Raw genomic sequence first — 26,238 nt, 5'->3', positions numbered from 1 at the left:
GTCAGAAAAAATCTGCAATTTCATCGGAAAGTTACTTGATTAAATTGCAGATTAGTTGTGTATTTTTTATTATTCTACTTTAACAATCCAGCCTTCTGGTGCGTCAACATCACCAAACTGAATACCGACCAGCTCATTATAAAGCTTTGTTGTTATTTCACCTACATCAGTTTCAGAATAAAAAACATGGAAATGATCGCCATATTGAATACCACCGATAGGCGTGATGACTGCCGCTGTTCCACATGCACCGGCTTCTTTAAATTGATCTAATTGATCAATATAAACATCGCCCTCAATCACTTCCATTCCTAACCGCTCTTTTGCTAGATAGAGTAGAGAATATTTAGTAATGCTTGGCAAAATTGACGGCGATAATGGAGTAATAAATTTATTGTCTTTAGTTATACCGAAGAAGTTTGCAGAACCGACTTCTTCTATTTTTTTGTGTGTAGTCGGATCAAGATAAATACAATCTGCAAAATGACGTGTTTTCGCCATTTTCCCCGGATAAAGACTGGCGGCATAATTTCCCCCCACTTTTGCCGCTCCAGTGCCTTGTGGTGCGGCACGATCATAGTCAGAAACGATAAAGTTAGTCGGTTTCATACCGCCTTTAAAGTATGCACCAACAGGACAACAAAAGATTGAGAATATATATTCAGGAGCCGGACTAACCCCGATATTATCACCAACACCGATTAAAAATGGGCGTAAGTAAAGTGTTGCACCGGAACCGTAAGGACCTAGCCAATCTGCATTTGCTTTGACGACTTGTTTACAGGCATCGACAAACATTTCCACCGGAATTTCGGGCATCAACAAGCGTTGGCAACTTTTTTGCATGCGTAGTGCATTTTGTTCAGGGCGAAATAAGTTAATTGAGCCGTCTTTGCAACGATAGGCTTTTAAGCCCTCAAAACATTGTTGACCGTAATGGAGTGCGGTTGAACCTTCACTGATATGCAAAACATTATCTTGTGTCAATTCACCTTTTGACCATGCTCCATTTTTCCAATAAGCAATGTAACGATAATCTGTTTTGATATAACTAAAACCGAGATTTTCCCAATCAATATTTTTATTCATTTTTACTTCCTTCTTGATGTTTATAAAATAGTGAATTTAATCTACACTATTCTCATCAGGTTGGAAACTGGATATTTAAAATATAAAGGGATTTTTATCGCTCGGAATGATAGAGATGGGAAATTTTATGATAGAATTTTGCCCATAAAAAAATACCGCTCATAAAGAGCGGTACATAACCTAAAAAACGGTTTAAATATACATACAGGAAGTAAATGAGTAACTTAAAATTTGTTACTCGGTTCGGTTTCCCGAACAATATGCAAACACAACATCATACTTAAGTCCGAAACTCTTTAACCAGTAAGGAATTACCAATCGTTAAGTATGCGTGCATTCTATGGAGAATGGATAGGTCAGACAAGATATATTTTTTTATATATGGTATTAGAAAAACTAATCTGATAGCAATTTCAACCGTTATAATTTAAACAATACAATTGGGAAGAATGATGATTAAACGTTTGCCTCCTTTAAATTCATTGAAATCTTTTGAAAGTTCAGCAAGGCATTTAAGTTTTACTAAAGCCGCAGATGAACTTTTTGTTACACAGGCTGCAGTTAGCCATCAAATAAAATTATTAGAAGATTTTTTAGGTGTTATATTATTTAAGCGTAAAAATAGAACATTAGAATTAACCGATTTGGGTCGGGCTTATTTTTCCGATGTCAGCAAAATTCTAAATAATTTAGCCGATGCTACAACAAAATTAATGGCTCAGAAAAATGAGCAATATCTTTCAATTAGCGTTCCGCAAACTTTTGGTATGCAATGGCTTGTACCAAAATTAAGTGAATTTAATCAACGATATCCGGATATTGAGGTGAGATTAAAAGGGGTTGATCAAGACGAAATACCTTTGAGTAATGAAATTGATATTGCCATTTATTATGGCAAAGGAAATTGGGTGGGATTACAAGTTGAAAAATTGGCAGAGGCAAAATTGTTGATTTTGGCTTCCCCTAAATTACTCGCTAAACAACCTGTTACGCAAGCAACAGATTTGTATCACCATAATCTTATTCATGTTCATACTAGAGATAACTGGCGTAATATGGCGAATTTACTTCAACTGGATAAATTAGATATTCGACATGGACCGGTATTTAGTCATACATTTATGGCATTACAAGCCGCTGTGCATGGACAAGGTATTGTGTTGGCAAATAAAATTCTTGCTCAACACGAAATAGAGAACGGAAACTTACAAGTTGTGTTATCTATCTCTCTACCTGATCCAAAATCTTTTTATGTGGTAAATTCTCTTAATCGAACCAATACAGAACAAATTAACGCATTCCGTCAATGGATTGTGCATGCAATGAAGCAAAATAAACATGAATAAATTAGCGTTATATTGCCGTAGCGGCTTTGAAAAAGAATTGGCGGCGGAAATAACCGAAAAAGCCACCGCACTTGGTGTTTTTGGCTTTGCCAGAGTAGTAGAAAATTCAGGCTATGTTATTTTTGAATGTTACCAAATCGGTGAGGCGGATCTCCTCGCTAGAAAGATTACATTTAGTCAACTGATTTTTGCTCGACAAATGATTGTCGTATCTGATCTTATTAGTAATCTTTCCGTGCAAGATCGTATCAGTCCGATTATTGAATATTATCGTCAACAAGAAAAAATCCTCAATCTCAAACAGAGTAGTGATATTTGGGTAGAAACCGCCGATACCAATGAAGCTAAAACACTGGCCGCTTTTTGTCGAAAATTTACTGTACCGCTTAGACAAGCTCTCAGAAAGCAAGGCTGGCTACAAGCAAAAAACAAAAAGAGCGGTATTACTCTGCATATTTTTTTCACTCAATCCAACAGTTGTTACATTGGCTATTCCTATAACAATAACCATGCTGAACATATTATGGGGATTCCACGACTAAAATTTCCGGCAGAAGCGCCTAGTCGTTCAACATTAAAATTAGAAGAGGCAATTCTTTATTTTATTCCCCGCAATCAAGAAGCAACACGTTTTAACGAAAATAAATATGCTGTTGATTTAGGGGCTTGTCCGGGAGGGTGGACTTATCAATTGGTTAGACGAGGTGTTTTTGTGTATGCAGTGGATCATGGCAAAATGGCAACAAGTCTACATGAGACCGGCAGAATTGAACATTGTGCTGAAGATGGCTTTAAATTTCGGCCTCCTAAGCATTGTAAAATTGACTGGCTGGTTTGCGATATGGTTGAACAGCCACGTAGAATTGCTGATTTAATCAGTCAATGGCTCGTCAAAGGTTGGTGTAAGGAAACTATTTTTAACTTAAAATTACCTATGAAAAAGCGTTATTTTGAGGTTAAGCGGTGTTTACAACAAATTAAAGAAAGACTAAATGAACAACATATATCTTTCCAAATACAAGCAAAACATCTTTATCATGATAGAGAAGAAATAACCGTTTATATTCGACTTATGTAGGAAATTTGTTTGATATTTAAATGGATTGGAAATTTGGGAAGGAAAGTTGGCGAAATATGCTTCAGCATTTATTCGGTGATTCTTATCTTGCTTTTTCCGGTTAAAACAATATAATCAACTGTATAAAAACACAGTTTATGGGCGACAATGGATATTTCAGAATTACTTAATGATCTTAATGAAAAACAACGCAATGCTGTTGTTGCACCTTTGGGGAATTATCTCGTACTTGCTGGTGCTGGAAGCGGAAAAACTCGAGTATTAACGTATCGTATTGCTTGGTTAAGTGCGGTAGAAAAAATACCTGAATCAAGTATTATGGCGGTAACTTTTACCAATAAAGCAGCGACGGAAATGCGTCATCGTATTGAGGCGACTTTAGCTCGTTATTCCCATCAACGTTTATTCGGTATGTGGATTGGCACTTTTCATAGCATTGCAAATCGCTTATTGCGATCCCATTACGCAGATGCCGGATTGCCACAGGATTTTCAAATTTTAGACAGTGAAGATCAACTTCGCTTAGTTAAGCGTTTGATGAAATTGCATCAATATGATGAAAAAGCCTTTCCCTATAAACAAGCTTGTTGGTATATCAATAATAAAAAAGAAGAAGGATTACGCCCTCATCAGATTGAAGATAATAATGATCGTCAAGAGCGAGAGTGGATCAAGATCTATAAAATTTATCAAGATGCTTGTGATCGATCAGGTCTAGTAGATTTTGCTGAATTATTATTGAGAGCTTATGAATTGTGGCTAAAAAATCCACATATTTTGCAATATTATCAACAGCGTTTTCAGCACGTTTTGATCGATGAATTTCAGGATACTAATAAAATTCAATATGCTTGGATTAAATTATTAGCCGGTTCGCAAGGCAATGTGATGATTGTCGGAGATGACGATCAGTCTATTTATGGTTGGCGTGGTGCTCAAGTTGAGAATATTCATCGTTTTCTTAAAGATTTTGCAAAAGCGAAAATTATTCGTTTAGAGCAAAATTATCGTTCAACCGGCAACATTTTAGAAAGTGCAAACCGTTTAATTTCCAATAATAGTAACCGGTTAGGTAAAGATCTTTGGACTGCGGGTGAAAAAGGAGATCCTGTGGGGATTTATGCGGCTTTTAACGAGTTGGATGAGGCTTTGTTTGTCTCCGGTCAGGTACAAAATTGGCTGGATAACGGCGGTAAGGTTGATGATTGTGCAGTTTTATATCGTAGTAATAGCCAGTCCCGTGTCATTGAAGAGGCATTTCTAAGGGCTAAAATTCCTTATCGCATTTATGGCGGTATGCGATTTTTTGAACGACAAGAGATTAAAGATGCTTTAGCGTATTTGCGTTTAATTGCCAATCGACAAGATGATGCGGCTTTTGAACGTGTTGTAAATACGCCACCACGAGGTATTGGTGAGCGTACTTTAGATATTTTGCGTAATTTAACTCGTGAAAGACAAGTGACTTTATGGCAAGCAACTCAGCTTGCCATTCAAGAAAATTTAATTCCTATCCGTTCGGTAACTGTTTTGTTACGTTTTATTGAATTAATCAATTCCTTACAACAAGAAACCGCAGAAATGCCCCTATTTGTACAAACTGATTTTGTGATTAAACATTCCGGTTTATATGACATGTATAAACAGGAAAAGGGGGACAAAGGGGAAGTGCGAATTGAAAATTTGGAGGAGTTGGTTACCGCAACGAGAGAATTTATAAAACCGGATGAGGCTGAAGATATGTCTGATTTAGTGGCGTTTTTAACACATGCCTCTTTGGAAGCAGGAGAAGAACAAGCAGACTCTCACCAGCCTTGTGTGCAAATGATGACATTGCATTCAGCGAAAGGCTTAGAATTTCCAAGAGTATTTATTGTTGGTATGGAAGAGGGGCTTTTCCCAAGTTTTCGTTCGGGTGAAGACTTGGCACGTTTGGAGGAGGAACGCCGTTTAGCTTATGTAGGGATTACTCGAGCAAAACAGAAATTGACATTGTGTTATGCGGAAGTTCGCCGCTTGTATGGTAAAGACGAAAAACATATTCCTTCTCGTTTTATTGCTGAATTACCGCAAGAATGTATTCAAGAAGTTCGTTTACGTGGCACAGTGACTCGAGCTTATAACCGAAGTGCAGTGGGTTCTATCGTCAAAACTGATTTATCGGATAATAGTTGGAAAGTTGGACAAAAGGTGAAACATGAAAAATTTGGTCAGGGAACAGTGATTAATGTTGAGGGGGCTGATAATAATACCCGATTGCAAATCGCTTTTCAGGGACAAGGGATTAAATGGCTAGTCGCTCATTTAGCCAAATTGGAAAAAATTTAGTTGTGATGGAAAAAGGGCATATTTTGATCTCTTTTTCTTTATGTTTAGGTTTTGTGCCTGACGAATTAGATAAACTGAAACCCATTGGCTGAAACCTCTAAAACAGAAGCTGTTGCTCCCCAATCACCTAAAACTATGCGAGTAAAGTGCGGTGGATTTTGATGAATATTCTGCTTGTGCGTATGTCCATGAATCAAAATGTTGACCTGAAACTGTTGCATAATCTGTTCTACAAAATCCTTGTTGACGTCCATTATTTCAATACTTTTATGTGTTTTATCCGTTTTGCTTTTTTGGCGAATTTTTTCTGCAATTTTTAACCGCACTTTTAAAGGTAAGTGAAGAAATAGCCATTGCAGCCATTTTTGTTGTACTTTTTTGCGATATTGTTGGTAATCAAGATCGTCAGTACATAGCGTATCACCATGGCAAATAAGTACTTTTTTACCATATAAATTAACGATCTGATAGGTTGGTAATAACTCCATTCCGCAACTGTTGGCAAAATGTCTTCCCACCAAAAAATCACGGTTTCCATGAATAAAATAACAAGGAATACCTTTTTGGCTGAGCTGTAATATTTGTTGTTGAACTGTTTCGATCAAGGCTGATTGTTCATCATCACCAATCCAAAAATCAAATAAGTCGCCTAAAATATAAAGCTTTTCTGCTTGTAGTGCTTGCGTTTGCATAAAATGAACAAAGAGTTCAGTTAAATGCGGTCGGTTTTCGCTTAAATGTAAATCTGCAATAAAGAATGTTTTTTTCATGCTGAGGTTCCTAAAATATTTGTGCTAGCCTAGCACTTTTTTATGCTTTTCTACACTTATTTTTAGATTTTCGTTATACTTGGCGTATACAAATTTTTAGGGGTATATTTATGTTGATATTATTAAGAGCCATCGTTGTTATCTTCTGTAGTATTTTAATTTGTGTAGTAGGATCTCTTTATTCACTTATTCGTTTTAAAAATCCAAGTAATGTAGGTGTGATGGCTCGCTGGTTTGGGCGTTTATATCCTTTTTTTGGATTAAAAGTTGAACATCGTTTTCCTGAAAATGTCGATAGTATCGGTAGGTGCATCTATATTGGTAATCACCAAAATAATTATGATATGGTGACTGTTTCTGCTATGGTTCGCCCTCGTACAGTCAGTGTAGGCAAGAAAAGTTTGGTTTGGATTCCCTTTTTTGGTCTTCTTTATTGGGCAACGGGAAATATTTTGTTAGACAGAGAAAATCGCTCCAAAGCCCATAATACAATAAACCAACTTGCTCGTCGTATAAATGAAGATAATTTGTCAGTTTGGATGTTTCCTGAGGGGACACGTAGTCGTGGGCGTGGATTATTACCTTTTAAAATGGGGGCTTTTTATGCGGCAATTACCGCTGGTGTGCCAATTGTTCCGGTCGTTTGTTCAACCACCCATAATCGCATTGACCTAAATCGGTGGGACAATGGTAAAGTGATTTGTGAAATGATGTCTCCTGTAGATACATCAAACTACACAAAGGATAATGTACGGGAATTAGCTGAATATTGTCATCAAATTATGCAACAACGCATCGCAGAGCTTGATGCAGAAATTCAACAGCAATCTGTATAAGCAGCAAGGTAAAATATGAGATCTTTGACTCGACGGGATTTTTTGAAAAGCGGTATTTTAGCCGGTTCTTTATCATGTATCCCTCAATCAGTAATGGCTGCTAGCCGTTTGCCTTTATTTATTCCACCGTTATTGGAGGCAAAACGTGGGCGACCGATATTTTTAACGATGCAAGCTGCTCAAACTTCATTCATAGAAAAAAAGCTAACGGAAGTTTGGGGATTTAATGGGCATCATTTAGGTCCTACCGTAAGAGTTGAGCAAGGTGATTTTGTGAAGTTAAATTATCGTAATAATTTAACGCAGGCAGTTGCTATGAATATACAAGGTTTACAAGCACACAGTGAATTAATTGGTGGTATTGGGCGAGTATTGATGGCAGGGGAAGGATGGGCTCCAATTTTACCTATTACTCAACCGGCATCAACTTGTTTTTATCATGCCTGCACTTTAGCTAATTCAGCGTATCAAACGTATCGTGGCTTAGTTGGCATGTGGATTATAAATGACAAAGATACTCATCAATCTAAACTGCCAAAAAAATATGGCGTTGATGATATTCCACTTATTTTGCAAGATGTACTGTTAAATTCTAAGGGAGAGCAAGTATTTCAAAATCAACCGCACTTTCTAGGCGAGCGGTTATTGGTCAATGGTGTTGAAGCACCTTATTTGAATGTACCTAAAGGATTGGTACGTTTACGTTTGTTGAATGCCTCTTTATCTCGTTCTTATGATTTAACATTTGATGATGAGCGGGCATTTTTCTTGATTGCCAGAGAACAAGGTTATTTGCCACAAACAAAAATTGTCAAAAAAGTTTCTCTTGCACCTAGTGAAAGGGTTGAATTATTGGTTGACTTAAGTGAGGGCGGAAATGCTACCTTAATTACTGGTAGTAAAAGAAATCTTTTGAATAAGATAGGTACAATATTCAGTTCTGATATGCTGGTTGATAATGTTATTGTTGAGTTGAGAACAGAGGGGGTTAAATCAGTATTTTATAATCCAAGTCATTGGCAATTTCATACTGATGCACCTAGTTTATTGGCAAAGAAAAATATGAAAACGAGAGAGTTTTATTTTGATGTGAGCAATGCAACCATTAATCAACAACGGTTTGAACCGAATAGAATAGATATTAGTACCAAAAGAGGGCAGATAGAACGCTGGATTCTAAGTTCTTCAAGGCCCGTCGGATTTAAAATTCAAGGTGCTCGTTTTGTCATGAAAAGCATAAATGATCAGCCGGTAGAACAATCGGATATTGCATGGAAAGATAGTCTTTGGATTGACGGCAAGGTAGAAATTTTAGTGCAATTTAATCATGCGTCCTCTACTAAATTCCCTTTTATTTTCGGTTCATCTGATTTAGTGTTAGCTGATCAAGGTTGTTTAGGGAGTATTGTTGTACAGTAATTTGAATAATGAGTAACGCAAAAGAGCGGTGCTTTGTTAGCACCGTTTTTTATGAGTTTATTGCCACATGGGGAAAACCGCCCAGTTTTTTTAAATGATTTACCATATAACAAAAAAGTTCAGCTGTTCGTTCCGCATCATATAAAGCAGAATGTGCTTTTTTTCCATCAAAAGAAATATTGGCAACCTGACAACCTTTGACCAACACTGTTTGTCCGAACATAAAACCGCTTAACGTTGCGGTATCAAATATCGAAAAAGGATGAAACGGATTGCGTTTTATTTTCGTACGTTCTGCTGCTGCCATAACAAAACTTTGATCAAATGTCGCATTATGAGCCACGATAACTGAACGTTGACAGTCAGCCTTTTTTTGCCCATGACGCACCATTTTAAACAATTCACTCATAGCAACATTTTCTGATATAGCACCACGCAACGGATTGTCTATATCAATACCATTAAATTTGAGTGATTCAGGATTAATATTAGCCCCTTCGAACGGTTGAATATGAAAATGGCATTTTTCATCCGGTACTAATAGACCGTTTTCATCCATTTTCAGTGTGAGTGCAGCTAGCTCCAGCAAGGCATCTGTTTGAGCATTAAAGCCTGCTGTCTCCACATCAATAATGACAGGAAAAAAACCCCGAAAGCGATTTTTAAGTAAATTATAATCCACTGCTTGTTCTGAAAGTGCGGTCACGAAATATTACCTTATAAGAATGAGATAAATGTAATACTTAAAATAGGCAGATAAAAAGCCCATTTTTTAGGATAAAAATTGTTGAGGTTATTGATTACCTAGCCCTGCTTGTGCCATTTTATTTTCAATAAACTCAATTTTATAGCCATCAGGATCTTCCACAAATGCGATGACAGTTTTTCCGCCTTTTACTGGACCAGGCTCACGAGTAATTTTCCCACCTGCTTCTTTAACCGCTTTACAAGTGGCATAAATATCTTCAACTCCAATAGCAATGTGACCATAAGCAGTCCCCATTTCATATTTACTTACACCCCAGTTATAAGTTAGCTCAATAACAGATGAGTTTTCTTCATCATCATAGCCTAAAAAAGCTAAAGAATATTTATATTCAGTGTTTTCGCTTGTACGCAATAAACGCATGCCTAATACCTGTTGATAAAAGTGGATCGAGCGATCCATATCGCCCACACGTAACATAGTATGTAAAATTCTCATGTAATCATTCTCCTCTAAGTCGCTGAAAAAACGATGCCTATTATGACACAAGCCACACTAAAGATCATTCATTCGGTTATTGTCTTCTCGCAGGATCATCTGCTAAATCTTCAAAATCAACAAACCTCTCCCAGTTAAAAACTTTAATGGAAAACTGGATAATAAAATGCGATTTTATTTTACTCCATAAACAATACCGCACTTTTTCAACTTGAAAAATGCGGTATAAAATTAGTTGTGAATATTAAACATTAAAACGGAAGTGCATTACGTCGCCATCTTGCACAATATAATCTTTACCTTCCAAACGCCATTTACCGGCTTCTTTTGCACCTGCCTCGCCCTTATATTGAATAAAATCATCATAAGCGATGACTTCTGCTCGAATAAAGCCTTTTTCAAAATCTGTATGAATAACGGCTGCCGCTTTGGGTGCCGTTGCACCGACGGAAACTGTCCAAGCTCGCACTTCTTTTACACCGGCGGTGAAGTAGGTTTGTAAATTTAATAACGCATAGCCTGCACGAATAACACGATTTAAACCGGGTTCTTCAATACCGAGATCTTGTAAAAAATCAGTTTTTTCATCATCATCCAATTCAGCAATTTCCGCTTCAATTGCAGCACAAACTGGTACCACAACAGAACCTTCTTTTGTAGCAAACTCACGCACTTTGTCGAGATATGGATTATTTTCAAAGCCATCTTCATTCACATTAGCAATATACATAGTTGGCTTTAAAGTTAAGAAGTTGTAGCTTTTAATGGCATGTAATTCGTCTTTATCTAAATCCAAAGAACGAATCATACCTGCATTTTCCAGTACAGGTAGAATTTTTTCCATGACCGACAACTCAAATTTTGCCTCTTTATCGCCACCTTTTGCACGCTTTTGCAAGCGTTGAATAGCTCGTTCACAGCTATCTAAGTCTGCTAAAGCTAATTCAGTATTAATTGTTTCAATATCATCTAACGGATCAATTTTACCGGCAACATGAACAATATCATCGTTCTCAAAACAACGCACAACATGACCAATAGCATCCGTTTCCCGAATATTTGCCAAGAATTTATTCCCTAAACCTTCACCTTTACTGGCACCGGCAACTAATCCCGCAATGTCCACAAATTCCATTGTGGTCGGTAGTATACGCTCAGGCTTAACAATGTCTGCCAGTGCATCAAGACGAGGATCGGGCATCGGTACAACGCCCGTATTCGGTTCAATAGTACAAAACGGATAGTTTGCCGCTTCGATACCTGCTTTAGTTAACGCATTGAAAAGAGTGGATTTTCCTACATTAGGTAAACCGACAATACCACATTTAAATCCCATAAATTTTCCTATTTTTTATTAGTAGAGTAGAAGAGTTATTTCAGCCCAAAGATTGGTGAATTTTGTTTATGCTTTAAAAGCATTCAGTCTATTTGTTGCTTTAGTTATTCCCTCTTTCATGAGGATTTCAATACAATCCGTCGCCTCCTCTAAAGAGCGGTCAATTAATTGCCGATCTGTGGGAGATGGCTTATTAAGAACGTAAGACGCAACTAAATTTTTATCACCCGGATGACCAATACCTATGCGTAATCGATAGAAATTTTTATTATTCGCTAGTTGAGCAATAATATCTTTCAAACCGTTATGTCCGCCATGTCCTCCGCCTTGCTTAATTTTAGCGATGCCCGGGGAAAAATCCAATTCATCATGAAGCACTAAAATTTGTTCCGGCGGAATACGATAAAAATTAGCTAAAGCACTTACTGCTTTGCCACTTAAATTCATAAAAGTGGTAGGAACAAGAAAACGCATTTCTTGACCACTAATGACCGCTCTTGCCGTTTTTCCTGAAAATTTGGATTCAACAGAGAGATTGAAGTTAAAGCGTCTTGCCAAACGTTCAATTAACCATTCTCCTGCATTATGACGAGTATCGGCGTATTTATCGCCCGGATTGCCTAAACCTACAATTAATTTAATTTCTGACATTGGTATTTTTGTTCGCTAAAAATAGTGGGCTATTGTAGCGGAAAATTGATGTATGCTCAATTAGAAAGCCAACGACATTAACTGCTTGTTGTATGAATCATTCTTTTCTATTTTGTCTCTTATTTCTACCGCACTTTTCCGCTATAATTGCAACATTTTTTGTTCAACATCTTATTTTATGCCAAGTATAAATCAGCGAGCTTTAGTGTCTTATAGTGCTAAACAAATGTACGATATTGTTAATGATTACGAAAGTTATCCACAATTTTTACCCCATTGCATTGCGGCAAAAGCATTGCAGTCGATAGACAATGAAACGATCGGAGAATTAACCATTAGTACAGCCGGTATCAAACAGGTTTTTGCGACTAAAAATCAATTAATTCCCAACCAAGAGATTACGATGCAGTTAGCTTCCGGACCTTTCAAATATCTGCAGGGTAAATGGGTTTTTCGTGAAATTGATGAGCAAAGTTGTGAAATTGCGTTGCAATTGGAGTTTGAATTTTCCAACCCTGTTATTGCTTTTGCTTTCGGGCGGATTTTTTCACAATTGACAACGAAAATGATCGAAGCGTTTAAACAACGAGCAAAGGACGTTTATCTTGATTAATATAGAAATTACTTATGCGTTACCGCATAAATATTATTTGAAAAAACTTCAAGTTGAGAAGGGGACAATCATTCAAGCAGCCATTTTCCAATCTGGTATTTTGCAGGAATTTACGGAAATTGATTTACGTGAAAATAAAGTCGGCATTTTCAGTCGCCCGGCAAAATTAACGGATATAGTGAATGAAGGTGATCGTATTGAAATTTATCGCCCATTATTGGCGGATCCGAAAGAAATTCGTCGTAAACGTGCAGAGCAACAACAAAAAGAATTAGAAGAAAAGAAAAAGGCAGAAAAATTTGCTAAAAAAGTCGGTACTATGTAGCAATGATACGAAATTTAAAATACTATCTTAATTATTAATGATGTTTTAATATTTTGATTTATTAAGAGATTTTGGGGCAGATCAATTGTTGTTTTTTCATTTAACATTATTTTGGTTAATGTGAGTGATGATGACTTTAAGAAGGTAATCCAAATGAACTATTAACATTATTTTGGTTAATGTGAGTGATGATGACTTTAAGAAGGTAATCCAAATGAACTATAAAAATCCCAACAGTATTTTGGTCGTTATTTATGCCAAGAAAAGCAACCGTGTTTTAATGCTGCAACGTCAAGACGATTCGGAATTTTGGCAATCCGTAACCGGTACGATGGAAATAGGTGAAACACCTGTTCAAACAGCAATCCGAGAAGTGAGGGAAGAAACCAGCATAGATATTCTTGCGGAAAACTTACCGCTCTTTAATTGCCATAAACAGATAGAGTTTGAAATTTTTCCGCATTTTAGGTATAAATATGCGCCTGATATAACTCACTGCATTGAGCATTGGTTTTTGTTGCCGTTAGCTGATGAAAGAGTAATAAATTTAAGTGAACATTCAGCTTATCAATGGTGTTCGGTACAGGACGCAATTAAATTGACTAAATCGCCCAACAATGCAGAGGCGATTAATGAATATAAAAGTACAATCATAAAAGGAATATAAAATGGCAGGACATAGTAAGTGGGCCAATATTAAACATCGTAAAGCAGCACAAGATGCACAACGTGGTAAAATTTTTACTAAATTAATTCGTGAATTAGTAACAGCGGCAAAATTAGGAGGCGGAGATGTTGGTGCTAACCCTCGTTTACGTGCCGCAGTAGATAAAGCTTTATCTAACAATATGACACGAGATACTATCAACCGTGCTATTGAGCGTGGTGTAGGCGGTGGTGATGGCACCAATATGGAAACTAGAATTTATGAGGGCTATGGTCCGGGCGGGACTGCAGTGATGGTTGAGTGTCTCAGCGATAATGCTAACCGCACCATTTCTCAAGTACGACCAAGTTTTACAAAGTGCGGTGGTAATTTGGGAACAGAAGGCTCAGTAGGGTATTTATTTAGTAAAAAAGGGCTAATTTTAGTTGAGTCTGCTGACGAGGATGCCTTGACAGAGGCAGCCATTGAAGCGGGTGCTGATGATATTCAAGTACAAGAAGACGGTAGTGTTGAAATTTACACAGCATGGGAAGATTTAGGCTTAGTGAAAGACGGTATTGAAGTAGCCGGATTTAAAGTTGTTAATGCTGAAGTAACAATGATACCTTCCACAATGGTTGATTTGGATGCAGAAACCGCACCTAAATTGTTAAGACTGATCGATATGCTGGAAGATTGTGATGATGTACAAAACGTTTATCATAATGGCGAGATAAGTGATGAGGTTGCTGCTTTACTTTAAAAGTTAGCTTCATTTTTTCTATCGGGAACATTTATGAAATTAGTTGAGAGGCATGATGAAAAACGTTTCATCAGCTCAATCTCTTAAACTTGCAAAATAATTTTTAGTCTATATTAAATGGATCTCAAATGAGGTTCATTTATTTTTTGGAAAATAGGATGTCTATTATTTTAGGAATAGATCCGGGATCTCGAGTAACCGGATATGGTGTTGTTCGTCAAGTTGGGCATAAGCTAGAATATTTGGGAAGTGGCGTTATTCGTACCTCAATAGATGATTTACCAACTAGATTAAAACGAATTTATGCCGGAATAACAGAAATTATTACGCAATTCAATCCCAATGAATTTGCCATTGAACAGGTTTTTATGGCGAAAAATCCTGATTCTGCTCTAAAATTGGGGCAAGCAAGAGGAACTGCGATAGTTGCCGCAGTCAATCAAAATTTACCCGTATTTGAATATTCACCTAGAACGATTAAACAAACGGTCGTTGGAACAGGTGCGGCTGAAAAATCACAGGTACAGGAAATGGTGGTTCGGTTATTACAACTTTCCGATAAACCGCAGGTTGATGCAGCAGATGCGTTGGCAATTGCCATTACCCATGCAAATTCTATTCATAACTCATTACAGATTGCTAATTCTATTGCAATAAAAACACCGGATAAAATAACCGCACTTTTACGCACGAAATATCGTAGGGGGAGGTTGAGGTTGAAAGGCTAGGATAATGGAGAAATGGTTATTTACAACAAGAACAAAAATCTGTCATTCATTTAAAAGAATGACAGATATTAATGTCGAATTATTTATGGGTTTTTAAGTAATTTACACCTGTATCAGGGAAATCAGTAAATACTCCCGTTGCACCGCCTTTAAATAGAGCATCATACATTTGATCTACATTATCAAAAAAGTCAGGTAAAGCATCTTTGCGAACGGTATAAGGATGTACCTCTAATTTATATTTTGCCAATTCTTCTGCTAATGGAGTATAAGCGACGGCATTCGGTTTAGATTTTTCTTGATCGATCATCATGTACCAGCCAGGGCCTATACCATCAGCATATTTTGCAATTTTTTCTACCGCACCCGGTTTAAACATCCAATCATAATCGTAATTAACCCACTTGCCTTGAGCATTTTTTTCTTGTGTTTCACCCCAATCAGAATAAGCCACTAATTGAACAAGTTTTACATCCATACCTAGTTTAGGCAACAATTCTGTTTTAATTCGTTTTAGCTCATTAAAATCAAAAGTTTGTAAATAGACTAAGTCATCTTTTTTCGTATAACCGTATTTTTTCAAAACTTTTAATGTTGCTAAAGCAATATCTTTGCCTTCTTGATGATGTAACCAAGGTGCTTTAATTTCGGGATAGATACCGATTTTTTGACCAGTTGATTTTTCAAGACCTTGAATAAATTCTAATTCATCTTCAAAAGTATGAATACGGAAATGAGATTGCCAAAGCGGGAATCTATTTGGGTAAACCTGAACCTGTTTTCCGTCTTTCAGACTAAAATTTTCCGTCATTTCTAATGATTGAATTTCTTTCAGCGTAAAATCTACTACATAATAACGTCCATCTTTTCTATGACGATGTGGAAACTTTTTCGCCACATCTGTTAAACCATCTAAAAAATGATCATGAATGACGATGAGATGATTATCTTTGGTCATTGCAAGATCTTGTTCTAGATAATCAGCGTGTTGGCCAAAAGCAAGTGCTTTACTTTCTAACGTATGCTCAGGTAAATAACCGCTTGCTCCACGGTGAGCAATGATAATTTTATCTTTTTGGTTAACGTTGTTTTCAAATTGTGCAGAACAACCTGATAGTGTTGCAGCTACTAAAGCAATTGCACAAAGAGGGGTAGCTAATTTCATTGTATTTTCCTTAAGCAGAAGTAAAATCTGTGATAAAAATGTGGTTAAAATTTGAATACATAAACCTAATAAAGAAAAAGGAAGGACAGTTTCCTGTCTTTCCTTTTTAACGATTATTTACCGTAATGATCGTCTAGTTTTGCTTTATGTTTACCTTCTTCTATCATGGTGATAAACATTAACAGGATGGCTAAAATACCACCAGTTATCATGACGTAGAAGCCACCGTCCCAGCCGTAGTATTCTGCAGCCCAACCTACAACGGCTGAAGCGGATACTGTACCACCGAGATAACCGAATAACCCTGTGAAACCTGCTGATGTGCCTGCTGCTTTTTTCGGTGCAAGTTCAAGTGCATGTAATCCGATCAACATTACCGGTCCGTAAATTAAGAACCCAACTGTTGTCATTAAAATGAAGTCAGTTAATTGATATGGATTTTGATACCACGCTTTTCCTGCATACTGTGCTAATTCATGTTCTGGTGTTGCTGGGTTCATCCATAATGCTACCACTGCAATAGTAGTTAAAATCATGAAAATGAAACCGGTTAAACCACGTTTACCTTTAAATACTTTGTCGGAAACCCAACCACATAATAATGTACCCGGTACCGCAGCTAACTCATAAATAGTGTATGCCCAAGCAGTACCCTTAATATTAAAATGTTTTACTTCTCCTAAATATACAGGGGACCATTTCAACACTCCATAACGAATGAGGTACACAAATACGTTTGCAATAGCGATATACCACAACAATTTGTTTTTTAGAACATAAGTAACAAAGATCTCTTTTGTTGTTAAATTGTTTTCATAGGTTTTTTCATTATAGTCATCAGGATAATCATTACGCCATTTTTCAATTGCAGGTAATCCGCAAGATTGTGGTGTATCTTTCATCACAAAATAGACCGGAATTGCACAAATCATAGCGGCAATACCTGGATAATATAAGGCTTGTTGCCAAATATCTTTTGCAGTTGCCTGTACTCCAAACTCGCTGAAATAAATCGCACTTGCCAACAATACCATTAATCCCGGTACCATACCTCCGATATTATGTGCACAGTTCCAAATAGAAACGATTGTTCCACGTTCGGATTTAGACCACCAGTGAACCATTGTACGACCACATGGAGGCCATCCCATTCCCTGAAACCAGCCATTTAAGAATATCATCACAAACATAACAGCAATACCGGAGGTTGCCCAAGGCATTAAGCCCATCATTGTCATACATAACCCTGACAATAATAAACCGAAAGGCAAGAAAACTTTCGGATTTGAGCGATCAGATATACCTGCCATCACAAATTTTGACAATCCATATGCCAAACCTGCTCCCGTACCGATAATTCCCAACTCCGCTTTATTGTATAAACCGGCTTCAATTAACCCTTTTTGAGCTAGGTCAAAGTTAGCACGAACGAAATAATAAGCCGCATAACCGAAAAATATTCCCATGAATACTTGCCAACGCAACCGTCTATAAGTTGGATCGATTCTATCTTTTGATAGCTCCTCAATATACGGTGCGGGCTTAAATGGACCAAACATAATAAATCTCCAGTAGTTTAGTTAGATTAAAATATAGCAATTATCAAACCAATCTTATGTATAAAAAATTAGGAGCGATAAATGCACTTTTTTGAACGTTCACTCATATAATAACCAAAAAGTGAAATCTAAAAAGCTAATTTAATTTATGTTGTGATGTAAATCACAAAAAAACACAAAAAAAATTCAAATCGAAACTAATAAAGTGATCTTAATCACATTATTTGATAAGAAATCACTCATTTTATTTTCTAAAACGAACATTTAACGTATTATATAATCACTTTCTAATAGTAATTTTTTACATTCAATGTGGGGGATGATTATGTCAATGTCGTCTCAAAAATTTTCTAAAGATTTTCCACCGCTCAGTGCTGATGTCATTATTATCGGCGGTGGGGCAACAGGAGCCGGTATTGCACGAGACTGTGCACTACGTGGGATTGACTGCATATTATTAGAGCGTTATGACATTGCCACAGGTGCAACAGGACGTAATCATGGTTTATTGCATAGCGGTGCAAGATACGCTGTTAATGATCATGAATCGGCAGAGGAATGTATCTTAGAAAATAAGATCTTAAAACGTATTGCACGTCATTGTGTTGAAGATACCAAAGGGCTTTTCATTACGTTACCTGAAGACGATCTTAATTATCAAAAGATATTTATTCAATCCTGTACAAAAGCAGGTATTGAAGCAGTACCGATTGAGCCTGACCTTGCCAGAATAATGGAGCCTTCAGTAAACCCGGAGCTTATAGGTGCGGTTGTTGTTCCCGATGGTTCAATTGATCCGTTTCGTTTAACCTCTGCCAATATGTTGGATGCACGTGAGCATGGAGCTAAAATTTTTACCTATTGTGCAGTTACTCAACTGATTCGTGAAGGCGGAAGAGTGATTGGTACAGAAGTATATGATCACAAAAATAAAATAAATCGCCGTTTTTTTGCTCAGGTTATTGTTAATGCGGGAGGAATTTGGGGACAGGGGATTGCTGAATATGCCGATCTCAAAGTCAAGATGTTTCCTGCTAAAGGTGCATTACTTGTCATGGGGCACCGCATTAATAATTTGGTAATTAATCGATGTCGCAAACCAGCTGATGCGGATATTTTAGTTCCTGGCGATACTATCTGTGTTATCGGCACCACATCAGATCGTATCCCTTATGATCAAATTGATAATATGATTGTTACTCCCGAAGAGGTGGATATTTTATTTAGAGAAGGCGAAAAACTTGCACCGAGTTTACGTCATACTAGAGTACTTCGTGCCTATGCAGGTGTTCGTCCTCTGGTAGCGAGTGATGATGATCCATCAGGACGTAATGTTAGTCGTGGTATTGTATTGCTTGACCATGCAAGCCGTGATGGTCTTGAAGGTTTTGTCACTATTACGGGAGGTAAGTTAATGACTTATCGTTTGATGGCGGAATGGGCAACTGATTTAGTTAGTAAAAAACTTGGCAAACAAACTGTTTGTACAACTGCCCAAGAATTACTTCCAGGTTCTGAATCTGATCAAAATGTTCCTCATATTAATAAAATCATATCGTTACCAACACCTCTTCAAATTTCCGCACGTTATCGTCATGGGCAACGGGCTTCTCGTTTGATTGGAAAAGAGCGGTCAGATTGTACACTTGTTTGTGAATGTGAAGCGGTGACTGCCGGTGAAGTACGTTATGCTGTAGAAGAATTGAAAGTCAATAATCTTGTTGATTTACGTCGTCGTACACGTGTGGGCATGGGAACTTGCCAGGCTGAACTTTGTGCTTGCCGTGCGGCAGGATTAATGGCACGTTTTCATATGGCAACACCTAGACAATCTACACTGCAATTATCATCTTTTATGGAAGAACGTTGGCGAGGTATTGAACCGATTGCTTGGGGCGAAGCAATCCGTGAAGCGGAATTTTCCAGTTGGATATATTACAGTTTATTAGGCTTAAATAGTGTTCAATCTTTAACTGAACAAGCACAGCAAGGAACAGATGGCAATGAAATTTGATGTAGTGATTATCGGAGGCGGGCTTGCGGGGTTAACTTGCGGAATTATGCTTCAACAAAAAGGGAAATGTTGTGCGATTATTAATAATGGTCAATCAGCCATGAATTTTTCATCAGGTTCAATGGATCTTTTAAGCCAATTACCAAACGGTGAAAAGATAAATTCTTTTGAACAAGGTTATGACAGCCTTGAAGAACAACTTCCAAATCATCCGTATTGTTTGTTTGGTAAACAACATGTTTTACAAAAAGCCAAGCAATTTGAACAATTAATAGAGAAAATTAATCTCAATGTGACGGGAAGCTATAAGCAAAATCATTTTCGTGTTACACCGTTGGGCGGATTACACCGCACTTGGCTGTCCGCTGATTGTATTCCAACAATGGATCTTCATGATGAACATTTCGGATACCAAAAAATTACTGTGTTGGGCATTGAAGGGTATCATGATTTTCAACCGCACTTACTGGCTGAAAATTTAATACAGCATCCGCAATTTACACATTGTTCGATAACGACCGCACTTTTACATCTTCCCGAGTTGGATCAATTGCGTTTAACTTCTCGTGAGTTTCGCAGTGTCAATATTTCCCAATTACTTGAACATCGTTTGGCGTTTCGAGAATTGGTACAGGAAATAAAACAAGCCTCCGGAGATGGGGAAGCAATTTTTTTACCGGCTTGTTTCGGTTTGGATAATCAAGATTTTTTCAATAAATTAACGTTGGAAACTGGATTAAATTTATACGAATTGCCTACATTACCGCCTTCATTAGTGGGATTGCGTCAACATAAAAAATTAAAAACGTATTTTGAAAAACTGGGCGGTTTTATTTTAAATGGTGATAAAGCATTGCGTGCCGTTATTGAGGATCAACAGGTTAAACAAATTTACACTCAATTACATCAAGAACATGGTATTTTCGCAGAACATTTTGTTCTTGCTTCCGGTAGTTTTTTCAGTAATGGTTTGGTGAGTGTTTTTGATCGTTTACTTGAACCTATATTTGACGTGGACATGATTGGCAATTCAATGATTGATATACAAAACAGACTCACTTGGACTGCTCGGCGTTTTTCTTCACCTCAGCCTTATCAGTCTGCGGGCGTTGCAATTAACAGCCGTTGCCAATTAAAAAAGAGCGGTCAGATTATTAAAAATTTATATGCTGCTGGAAATGTTATTGGCGGATACAATGCATTGGAACTAGGGTGTGGTTCCGGAGTGGCAGTTGTTACTGCACTAACAGCTGCCGATAACATTATCGAAGCACAAAATCGAGTATAAGGGGCAAAATATGAATATTCAACAACTCATTGAAAATGCAAAACAACATGCTGCTTTTCCTATTACTCAGCACCATACCGATGAAAGTTTTGAGAGCTGTATAAAATGTACTGCTTGTACTGTGGTTTGCCCTGTTTCTCGTCAAAATCCTTTTTATCCCGGACCTAAACAGGCGGGACCGGACGGTGAACGGTTACGCTTAAAAAGTGCGGCACTTTATGATGAAGCATTAAAATATTGTATCAATTGTAAACGTTGTGAGGTTGCTTGTCCGTCAGACGTTAAAATTGGTGATATTATCATTCGTGCTAGAAATAAATATCTTGACCAACAACATAAATCACCAATACATAAATTACGTGATGCTGTATTAAGTAATACGGATATCATGGGTAAAATGAATACGCCTTTTGCTCCGATTGTAAATGCGATTACCGGATTAAAAGCAACCCGATATGTTTTAGATAAAACCCTTAAGGTCAGTAAGCACCGCACTTTACCAAAATATTCATTCGGTTCGTTCCGTCAATGGTATAAAAAATATGCTCTTGACCGTCAGATCTATTTTCGGGATAAGATAGTGTATTATCACGGTTGTTATGTAAATTATAATTATCCTCAACTTGGCAAAGATCTCATTAAAGTACTTAATTCGATTGATATTGGCGTGATTTTGCTTGAAAAAGAAAAATGTTGCGGTTTGCCGCTCATGGTGAACGGTTTTCCTGAAAAGGCTAAAAAACAAGCAGAGTTTAACATCAAACAAATTGAACGGGTGATTCAAGAAAAAGCATTGGATATTATTGGTACATCTTCAAGTTGTACAATGAACTTACGTGATGAATATCATCATATTTTGGGGATGGATAATGCGAGAATTCGTCCTCATGTCAATATTGCAACCAAATATCTTTACCGACTATATCTTGATGGAAAAATACCGCACTTTAAGTCTACACCTCTTAAAGTTGCCTATCATACCGCCTGCCATGTAGAAAAAGCGGGGTGGGCACCTTATACGTTGGCATTGCTTAAACAAATACCGGATCTTGATGTTACTATTTTACCGTCTCAATGTTGCGGTATTGCTGGAACATATGGCTTTAAATCTGAAAACTATCAGACTTCACAGGCCATCGGAAAAAGTTTATTTGAGGTTATTGAACAAGGTTGTTTCGATTATGTCATCACTGAATGTGAAACTTGCAAATGGCAAATTGATATGTCAACAAGTGCTTCTTGTTTACACCCTGTCAGTTTATTGGCGAGGGCATTAAATTGATTATTGTGTAGAAGATAAAATCTTCTACACATCTCTATTGATAAAATTTCTATTGACAAATATGCAGTTTTACATTGCTTGAATGAATAAGGCTAAGCATGGAGTCAGGTGGTGTGGTGTCTGTAAACAAATAGTCTACTTCTGTTAACGAACCTAAATATACCATTGCTCGGCGAGTAAATTTGGAATGATCTGTTACTAAAATAGTATTTCTTGAGCTTTCCATAATTGCACGTTTCACTTGCACTTCATGATAATCGTAATCCAATAAAGAACCGTCCAAATCAATACTGCTGATGCCTAATATTCCGAAATCCAAACGGAATTGTCCGATAAATGCAATTGTCGCTTCACCAATAATACCACCATCTTGACGCAAAGATCCGCTAGCCATCGTAATATCAAATGTTTTGTTTTGCATCAAAATATAGGCTGCGTTAAGATTATTTGTAACAATTCTTAAGTTTTGATGATCCAATAATGCTTTAGCAACAGCTTCCGGTGTTGTACCAATATCAATGAATAAAGATGAACCGTTAGGAATAATTTTTGCCACCTCTTGACCAATACGCCGTTTTTCAGACGAGAAGAAATGTTGACGTTCACTATAATCACTGTTCTCTGATGTTGAAAGTGAAGTAGCTCCACCGTGATGACGTGTAATCAGATTATTTTCAGCCAATTCATTTAAATCTCGCCTAATAGTTTGAGGGCTAACGTTAAGAATGTTAACCAATTCCTCTGTACTCAAATAGCCTTTCTGTTTTATTAATTCAATTATCTTTTTATGACGCAGAGATTGTTTCATGAGGTATCCTTAAAAATCATCCTTGCTAAAAAACTCGGCTACTTTAGCTCATTTCATTCATAAAATCATCTTTTATACTGAAATTTTATAGATCAAAGTTTAATAAAATTCTGGATTAGTTGTATTAGTTAAGTAATGATGGCGATAGATAGAAGGTAAGTGCGGTGGAAATCTCAGCCAAATGGATCAGTGGAATAAAAAATGAGAGTCTCCTTTTGTTTAGATTGAATTTTGATACTCATATTCTAAAAGAGAAACTCTCACTTTTGCAGTTATTTAGATTGATTAATTAAGAATTGCGTTAGTAAACTTACCGGTCGTCCCGTTGCACCTTTGTTTGTACCTTGTAACCAGGCAGTTCCTGCAATATCTAAATGAGCCCAAGGATAATTTTTCGTAAAGTTAGCTAAAAATGCACCGGCGGTAATGGCTCCACCCCAACGTCCACCAATATTAGCTAAATCAGCAAAATTAGATTTTAACTGTTCCTGATACTCTTCGCTTAAAGGTAAACGCCAAGCTTTATCGGTCGTTTCTTCTGCCGCATTTAATAATTTTTCAGCAAGTTTTTCATCTGTTGCGATTAAGCCACTGTTATGTTGACCTAATGCCACTACACAAGCACCTGTTAGTGTTGCTACATCAATGACCAACTCAGGGTTAAACCGCTCAACATAAGTGAGTGCGTCACATAAAACTAAACGTCCTTCCGCATCAGTATTTAAAACTTCGACGGTTAATCCTGACATAGTGGTTAAAATATCTCCCGGTCGATATGAATTTCCGTCCGGCAAATTTTCACAACCAGCCAATACACCAATTACATTTAAGGGTAATTGTAATGTTGCCAGAGCGTACATAACACCGAATACAGAAGCTGCACCGCACATATCATATTTCATTTCGTCCATACTATCAGCGGGTTTTAATGAAATACCGCCGGCATCAAAGGTTAAACCTTTTCCAACTAAAACAATAGGTTTGGCATTTTTATCGGGGTGATTACGATATTCAATCACCGACATTTTTGCTTCGTTAGCACTTCCTTGCGAAACAGCTAAATACGAGAACATGTTCAATTCTGCCATTTCTTTTTCACCCAAAACTTGCACGTTAATCAAGTTTGAGTGTTTAGCGAGGGATTGTGCTTGTTCGGCAAGATAAGTTGGGTTGCAAACATTAGGCGGGCAATTGGCAATATCTTTTGCATATTTGACTCCTAATGCAATAGCTTGTGCGTAACTAATTGCTTGTAGTGCATTTTGTTGTAATTCGGTTGGCACATTAAAAATAAATCTATCCAATACTAAACTTGCATCAGTTTTTTTACTTTTGAAAGTATCAAATTGATAATGACTTGCTTCAATGGTTTCAATTGCAAAACGAATATTCCAATGAATATCACGATTTTTTAGTTCAATTTCATTTAGAAAGCTCACAACTTCACTTGCTTGAGTCTCAAGAATCGTTTGAATTGTTTTTTGAATAATCTGTTTATATTGACGTTCTGTTATTTTATCTTTTTTACCGCACCCTACGATAAAAATACGTTGTGCTTGGCAATTCGGTATATCCCGTAAAATAAGAACTTGTCCCTGTTTTCCGCTAACTTCACCTACTTGAATTAAGCGAGTTAGGTAGCCTTGACTGAGTTGATCAAATTGCATTGCTGTCGGAGAAAGTTTTCCGCCCTCAAATACGGCTAAAATAATGTTGCTGTCAATTTGAGAAAGTGCGGTATTTTTTGCACTATATTTCATGTAATCCTCACGAATTTACTGTTTTCAATAAAAAAATACGTTATCATACATCGCCATGTATGTGATTTCGTAAATTACTGCTTTTTTTTAAAATTGCAAGAGAAATATAGGTAATTCAGTGATATTAATTCGATATTTAACCAAAGAAGTTTTTAGAAGCCAAATTGCAATCTTATCTATTCTTTTACTGCTTTTTTTTAGTCAACAACTTGTGCGTGTATTAGGTTCTGCATCTGTTGGTAAAATTCCGGCTGATTTGGTTTTTGCTTTGCTTAGCTTGGGTATGCCGACGATGGCACAACTTATATTTCCCCTTTGCTTATTTATTGCTATATTGCTGACATTTGGACGTTTATATGCAGAAAGCGAAATTACCGTCATGCGGGCTTGTGGTGTTGGTCAGCGTATTCTTGTTGGTGTTGCGTTAATTTTATCTTTATTGACAGCAGGATTGGCAACCTATAATGTGTTTTATCTGTCCCCTTGGGCAATGCAAAAACAAATTCAACTTATTGATGATGCAAAAGCAAATCCAACAATGGGGGCTTTAGCGTCGGGACAATTTGTTAATGTCGGAAATACTGATGTTGTGCTATTTATCAATGAAATAAAAAACAATCAAATTCAAGATATTTATGTTTTCCAAATGGAAAATAAAAAAAATCAGAAGCCTTCCGTAACGGTAGCTGAAACCGGTCAGTTGAAGGCGTTACCCAATGGCGATCAAGTTCTTAGTCTAGAAAATAGTCAGCGAGTTGAAGGAACCGCACTTTTACCTGACTTTCGTATTACGCATTTTGACCAGTATCAAGCCTATTTAGATTATAAGACAACAGATAAGGATACATCTGAAACGGAAATTTTAAGCCTAAAGGAATTAATTAATTCTAAATCACCTGCAGCTAAGGCGGAATTGCATTGGCGTTTGACCTTAATTTTTGCTGTTCCGATTATGGCACTTATTGCAGTACCGCTCAGCCGAGTCAATCCGAGACAAGGGCGGTTTGCTAAGATTTTGCCCGCACTTTTATTGTATTTAATTTATTTCTTGTTACAAAGTTCATTAAAATCAGCGGGGGCTTCCGGTAAAATTGAAGCACATATTTTTATGCCGTTAGTCAGTATTTTCTTTTTATTTTTAGCTGTTTTATTGAACAGTTGGAATAGTGTTTTTATGTATAAAATACGTTATTTATTTAACTTTAATTCAAGTAAAAGGTAATCAGGAAT

Annotated in this window: 24 protein-coding genes; 14 read left to right on the top strand and 10 right to left on the bottom strand. The window is 37.0% G+C overall.

Going from position 1 to position 26,238, the window contains the following annotated elements; genetic code table 11:
* Positions 1-69 precede the first annotated feature (69 nt).
* Positions 70-1,107 (bottom strand): branched-chain amino acid aminotransferase, encoded by a 1,038-nt coding sequence (locus tag HNR69_RS08180; RefSeq protein WP_256692940.1) that lies wholly within the window; start codon positions 1,105-1,107, stop codon positions 70-72.
* A 434-nt stretch (positions 1,108-1,541) separates the two neighbouring features.
* Between HNR69_RS08180 and HNR69_RS08175 the strand changes: the two genes are divergently transcribed.
* The 3 genes from HNR69_RS08175 to uvrD all read left to right on the top strand — a co-directional run bounded on the left by HNR69_RS08175 (position 1,542) and on the right by uvrD (position 5,841).
* Positions 1,542-2,435, top strand: a complete 894-nt coding sequence (locus HNR69_RS08175) for a transcriptional regulator GcvA (RefSeq protein WP_075294239.1) — start codon at positions 1,542-1,544, stop codon at positions 2,433-2,435.
* Positions 2,428-3,513 (top strand): 23S rRNA (cytidine(2498)-2'-O)-methyltransferase RlmM, encoded by a 1,086-nt coding sequence (gene rlmM / locus HNR69_RS08170; RefSeq protein WP_075294238.1) that lies wholly within the window; start codon positions 2,428-2,430, stop codon positions 3,511-3,513. The genes HNR69_RS08175 and rlmM overlap by 8 nt, the downstream gene beginning before the upstream one ends.
* A 147-nt stretch (positions 3,514-3,660) precedes the next feature.
* On the top strand, positions 3,661-5,841 hold the full coding sequence (gene uvrD / locus HNR69_RS08165) for a DNA helicase II (protein WP_075294237.1): 2,181 nt from the start codon (positions 3,661-3,663) through the stop codon (positions 5,839-5,841).
* Between the two features lie 65 nt (positions 5,842-5,906).
* On the opposite strand, the gene lpxH is transcribed toward uvrD, so the two are convergent.
* Positions 5,907-6,611 carry a UDP-2,3-diacylglucosamine diphosphatase gene (lpxH, locus tag HNR69_RS08160; RefSeq protein WP_075294236.1) on the bottom strand — a complete coding sequence of 235 codons (705 nt, stop codon included), beginning with the start codon at positions 6,609-6,611 and terminating at the stop codon, positions 5,907-5,909.
* A 110-nt stretch (positions 6,612-6,721) separates the two neighbouring features.
* Between lpxH and HNR69_RS08155 the strand changes: the two genes are divergently transcribed.
* On the top strand, positions 6,722-7,447 hold the full coding sequence (locus HNR69_RS08155) for a 1-acylglycerol-3-phosphate O-acyltransferase (protein WP_075294235.1): 726 nt from the start codon (positions 6,722-6,724) through the stop codon (positions 7,445-7,447).
* Positions 7,448-7,462: 15 nt separating this feature from the next.
* Positions 7,463-8,866 (top strand): multicopper oxidase domain-containing protein, encoded by a 1,404-nt coding sequence (locus HNR69_RS08150; RefSeq protein ID WP_075294234.1) that lies wholly within the window; start codon positions 7,463-7,465, stop codon positions 8,864-8,866.
* Between the two features lie 49 nt (positions 8,867-8,915).
* Here HNR69_RS08150 and rnt read toward each other — a convergent pair whose 3' ends face one another.
* From rnt to pth, 4 genes are all read right to left on the bottom strand, one after another.
* Entirely contained in the window at positions 8,916-9,572 is a 657-nt protein-coding gene (rnt, locus tag HNR69_RS08145) for a ribonuclease T (protein WP_012340875.1), read from the bottom strand.
* 87 nt (positions 9,573-9,659) lie between these two features.
* On the bottom strand, positions 9,660-10,070 hold the full coding sequence (gloA, locus tag HNR69_RS08140) for a lactoylglutathione lyase (RefSeq protein ID WP_011608659.1): 411 nt from the start codon (positions 10,068-10,070) through the stop codon (positions 9,660-9,662).
* A gap of 244 nt (positions 10,071-10,314) precedes the next feature.
* The gene (ychF, locus tag HNR69_RS08135) at positions 10,315-11,406 is read right to left on the bottom strand and encodes a redox-regulated ATPase YchF (protein ID WP_011608660.1); all 1,092 of its coding nucleotides are present in this window, start codon (positions 11,404-11,406) and stop codon (positions 10,315-10,317) included.
* Between the two features lie 66 nt (positions 11,407-11,472).
* Positions 11,473-12,057 (bottom strand): aminoacyl-tRNA hydrolase, encoded by a 585-nt coding sequence (pth, locus tag HNR69_RS08130; protein WP_011608661.1) that lies wholly within the window; start codon positions 12,055-12,057, stop codon positions 11,473-11,475.
* Positions 12,058-12,235: 178 nt separating this feature from the next.
* Between pth and HNR69_RS08125 the strand changes: the two genes are divergently transcribed.
* From HNR69_RS08125 to ruvC, 5 genes are all read left to right on the top strand, one after another.
* Entirely contained in the window at positions 12,236-12,670 is a 435-nt protein-coding gene (locus HNR69_RS08125) for a type II toxin-antitoxin system RatA family toxin (protein ID WP_041604069.1), read from the top strand.
* Complete coding sequence (locus HNR69_RS08120; protein WP_011608663.1) at positions 12,663-12,995, top strand: RnfH family protein; 333 nt, start codon at positions 12,663-12,665, stop codon at positions 12,993-12,995. Before HNR69_RS08125 ends, HNR69_RS08120 begins: the two co-directional genes overlap by 8 nt.
* Positions 12,996-13,209: 214 nt before the next feature.
* Positions 13,210-13,662, top strand: a complete 453-nt coding sequence (gene nudB / locus HNR69_RS08115) for a dihydroneopterin triphosphate diphosphatase (protein WP_075294233.1) — start codon at positions 13,210-13,212, stop codon at positions 13,660-13,662.
* 1 nt (position 13,663) lies between these two features.
* Positions 13,664-14,404 (top strand): YebC/PmpR family DNA-binding transcriptional regulator, encoded by a 741-nt coding sequence (locus tag HNR69_RS08110; protein ID WP_012340870.1) that lies wholly within the window; start codon positions 13,664-13,666, stop codon positions 14,402-14,404.
* A 158-nt stretch (positions 14,405-14,562) separates the two neighbouring features.
* Entirely contained in the window at positions 14,563-15,132 is a 570-nt protein-coding gene (gene ruvC / locus HNR69_RS08105) for a crossover junction endodeoxyribonuclease RuvC (protein WP_011608666.1), read from the top strand.
* Positions 15,133-15,211: 79 nt separating this feature from the next.
* Here ruvC and glpQ read toward each other — a convergent pair whose 3' ends face one another.
* Both glpQ and glpT read right to left on the bottom strand, forming a co-directional pair.
* Entirely contained in the window at positions 15,212-16,297 is a 1,086-nt protein-coding gene (glpQ, locus tag HNR69_RS08100) for a glycerophosphodiester phosphodiesterase (RefSeq protein ID WP_011608667.1), read from the bottom strand.
* Positions 16,298-16,410: 113 nt separating this feature from the next.
* Positions 16,411-17,856 carry a glycerol-3-phosphate transporter gene (gene glpT, locus HNR69_RS08095; RefSeq protein ID WP_011608668.1) on the bottom strand — a complete coding sequence of 482 codons (1,446 nt, stop codon included), beginning with the start codon at positions 17,854-17,856 and terminating at the stop codon, positions 16,411-16,413.
* Between the two features lie 325 nt (positions 17,857-18,181).
* Here glpT and glpA point away from each other — a divergent pair, with 325 nt between their 5' ends.
* Genes glpA through glpC form a run of 3 tightly spaced genes read left to right on the top strand, consistent with a single transcriptional unit; the run spans position 18,182 to position 22,440 of the window.
* The gene (gene glpA, locus HNR69_RS08090; protein WP_011608669.1) at positions 18,182-19,870 is read left to right on the top strand and encodes an anaerobic glycerol-3-phosphate dehydrogenase subunit A; all 1,689 of its coding nucleotides are present in this window, start codon (positions 18,182-18,184) and stop codon (positions 19,868-19,870) included.
* Entirely contained in the window at positions 19,860-21,158 is a 1,299-nt protein-coding gene (glpB, locus tag HNR69_RS08085; protein ID WP_041605154.1) for a glycerol-3-phosphate dehydrogenase subunit GlpB, read from the top strand. The genes glpA and glpB overlap by 11 nt, the downstream gene beginning before the upstream one ends.
* Before the next feature lie 10 nt (positions 21,159-21,168).
* Positions 21,169-22,440 (top strand): anaerobic glycerol-3-phosphate dehydrogenase subunit GlpC, encoded by a 1,272-nt coding sequence (glpC, locus tag HNR69_RS08080; RefSeq protein ID WP_011608671.1) that lies wholly within the window; start codon positions 21,169-21,171, stop codon positions 22,438-22,440.
* A 49-nt stretch (positions 22,441-22,489) separates the two neighbouring features.
* On the opposite strand, the gene HNR69_RS08075 is transcribed toward glpC, so the two are convergent.
* Together HNR69_RS08075 and HNR69_RS08070 are read right to left on the bottom strand one after the other, a co-directional pair.
* Positions 22,490-23,248 (bottom strand): DeoR/GlpR family transcriptional regulator, encoded by a 759-nt coding sequence (locus HNR69_RS08075; RefSeq protein ID WP_075294232.1) that lies wholly within the window; start codon positions 23,246-23,248, stop codon positions 22,490-22,492.
* 272 nt (positions 23,249-23,520) lie between these two features.
* Positions 23,521-25,008: a leucyl aminopeptidase gene (locus HNR69_RS08070; protein WP_075294231.1), complete on the bottom strand. Its 1,488-nt coding sequence runs from the start codon at positions 25,006-25,008 to the stop codon at positions 23,521-23,523.
* A 118-nt stretch (positions 25,009-25,126) separates the two neighbouring features.
* On the opposite strand from HNR69_RS08070, the gene lptF reads away from it, so the two are divergent.
* The gene (gene lptF / locus HNR69_RS08065) at positions 25,127-26,230 is read left to right on the top strand and encodes an LPS export ABC transporter permease LptF (protein WP_075294230.1); all 1,104 of its coding nucleotides are present in this window, start codon (positions 25,127-25,129) and stop codon (positions 26,228-26,230) included.
* The last annotated feature ends 8 nt before the right edge of the window (positions 26,231-26,238 follow it).

It is taken from the genome of Histophilus somni (genome assembly GCF_014202395.1).
Classification (GTDB): Bacteria; Pseudomonadota; Gammaproteobacteria; order Enterobacterales; family Pasteurellaceae; genus Histophilus; species Histophilus somni.
The sequence above is the reverse complement of the archived record's forward strand: the minus strand, read 5'-3'. Positions and strand labels throughout refer to the sequence as shown.

Coding starts and splice junctions, on each gene's coding strand:
- HNR69_RS08175 (WP_075294239.1), top strand. CDS start 1,542: ATGATTAAACGTTTGCCTCCTTTAAATTCATTGAAATCTTTTGAAAGT.
- rlmM (WP_075294238.1), top strand. CDS start 2,428: ATGAATAAATTAGCGTTATATTGCCGTAGCGGCTTTGAAAAAGAATTG.
- uvrD (WP_075294237.1), top strand. CDS start 3,661: ATGGATATTTCAGAATTACTTAATGATCTTAATGAAAAACAACGCAAT.
- lpxH (WP_075294236.1), bottom strand. CDS start 6,611: ATGAAAAAAACATTCTTTATTGCAGATTTACATTTAAGCGAAAACCGA.
- HNR69_RS08155 (WP_075294235.1), top strand. CDS start 6,722: ATGTTGATATTATTAAGAGCCATCGTTGTTATCTTCTGTAGTATTTTA.
- HNR69_RS08150 (WP_075294234.1), top strand. CDS start 7,463: ATGAGATCTTTGACTCGACGGGATTTTTTGAAAAGCGGTATTTTAGCC.
- gloA (WP_011608659.1), bottom strand. CDS start 10,070: ATGAGAATTTTACATACTATGTTACGTGTGGGCGATATGGATCGCTCG.
- ychF (WP_011608660.1), bottom strand. CDS start 11,406: ATGGGATTTAAATGTGGTATTGTCGGTTTACCTAATGTAGGAAAATCC.
- pth (WP_011608661.1), bottom strand. CDS start 12,057: ATGTCAGAAATTAAATTAATTGTAGGTTTAGGCAATCCGGGCGATAAA.
- HNR69_RS08125 (WP_041604069.1), top strand. CDS start 12,236: ATGCCAAGTATAAATCAGCGAGCTTTAGTGTCTTATAGTGCTAAACAA.
- nudB (WP_075294233.1), top strand. CDS start 13,210: ATGAACTATAAAAATCCCAACAGTATTTTGGTCGTTATTTATGCCAAG.
- HNR69_RS08110 (WP_012340870.1), top strand. CDS start 13,664: ATGGCAGGACATAGTAAGTGGGCCAATATTAAACATCGTAAAGCAGCA.
- ruvC (WP_011608666.1), top strand. CDS start 14,563: ATGTCTATTATTTTAGGAATAGATCCGGGATCTCGAGTAACCGGATAT.
- glpQ (WP_011608667.1), bottom strand. CDS start 16,297: ATGAAATTAGCTACCCCTCTTTGTGCAATTGCTTTAGTAGCTGCAACA.
- glpT (WP_011608668.1), bottom strand. CDS start 17,856: ATGTTTGGTCCATTTAAGCCCGCACCGTATATTGAGGAGCTATCAAAA.
- glpA (WP_011608669.1), top strand. CDS start 18,182: ATGTCAATGTCGTCTCAAAAATTTTCTAAAGATTTTCCACCGCTCAGT.
- glpB (WP_041605154.1), top strand. CDS start 19,860: ATGAAATTTGATGTAGTGATTATCGGAGGCGGGCTTGCGGGGTTAACT.
- glpC (WP_011608671.1), top strand. CDS start 21,169: ATGAATATTCAACAACTCATTGAAAATGCAAAACAACATGCTGCTTTT.
- HNR69_RS08075 (WP_075294232.1), bottom strand. CDS start 23,248: ATGAAACAATCTCTGCGTCATAAAAAGATAATTGAATTAATAAAACAG.
- HNR69_RS08070 (WP_075294231.1), bottom strand. CDS start 25,008: ATGAAATATAGTGCAAAAAATACCGCACTTTCTCAAATTGACAGCAAC.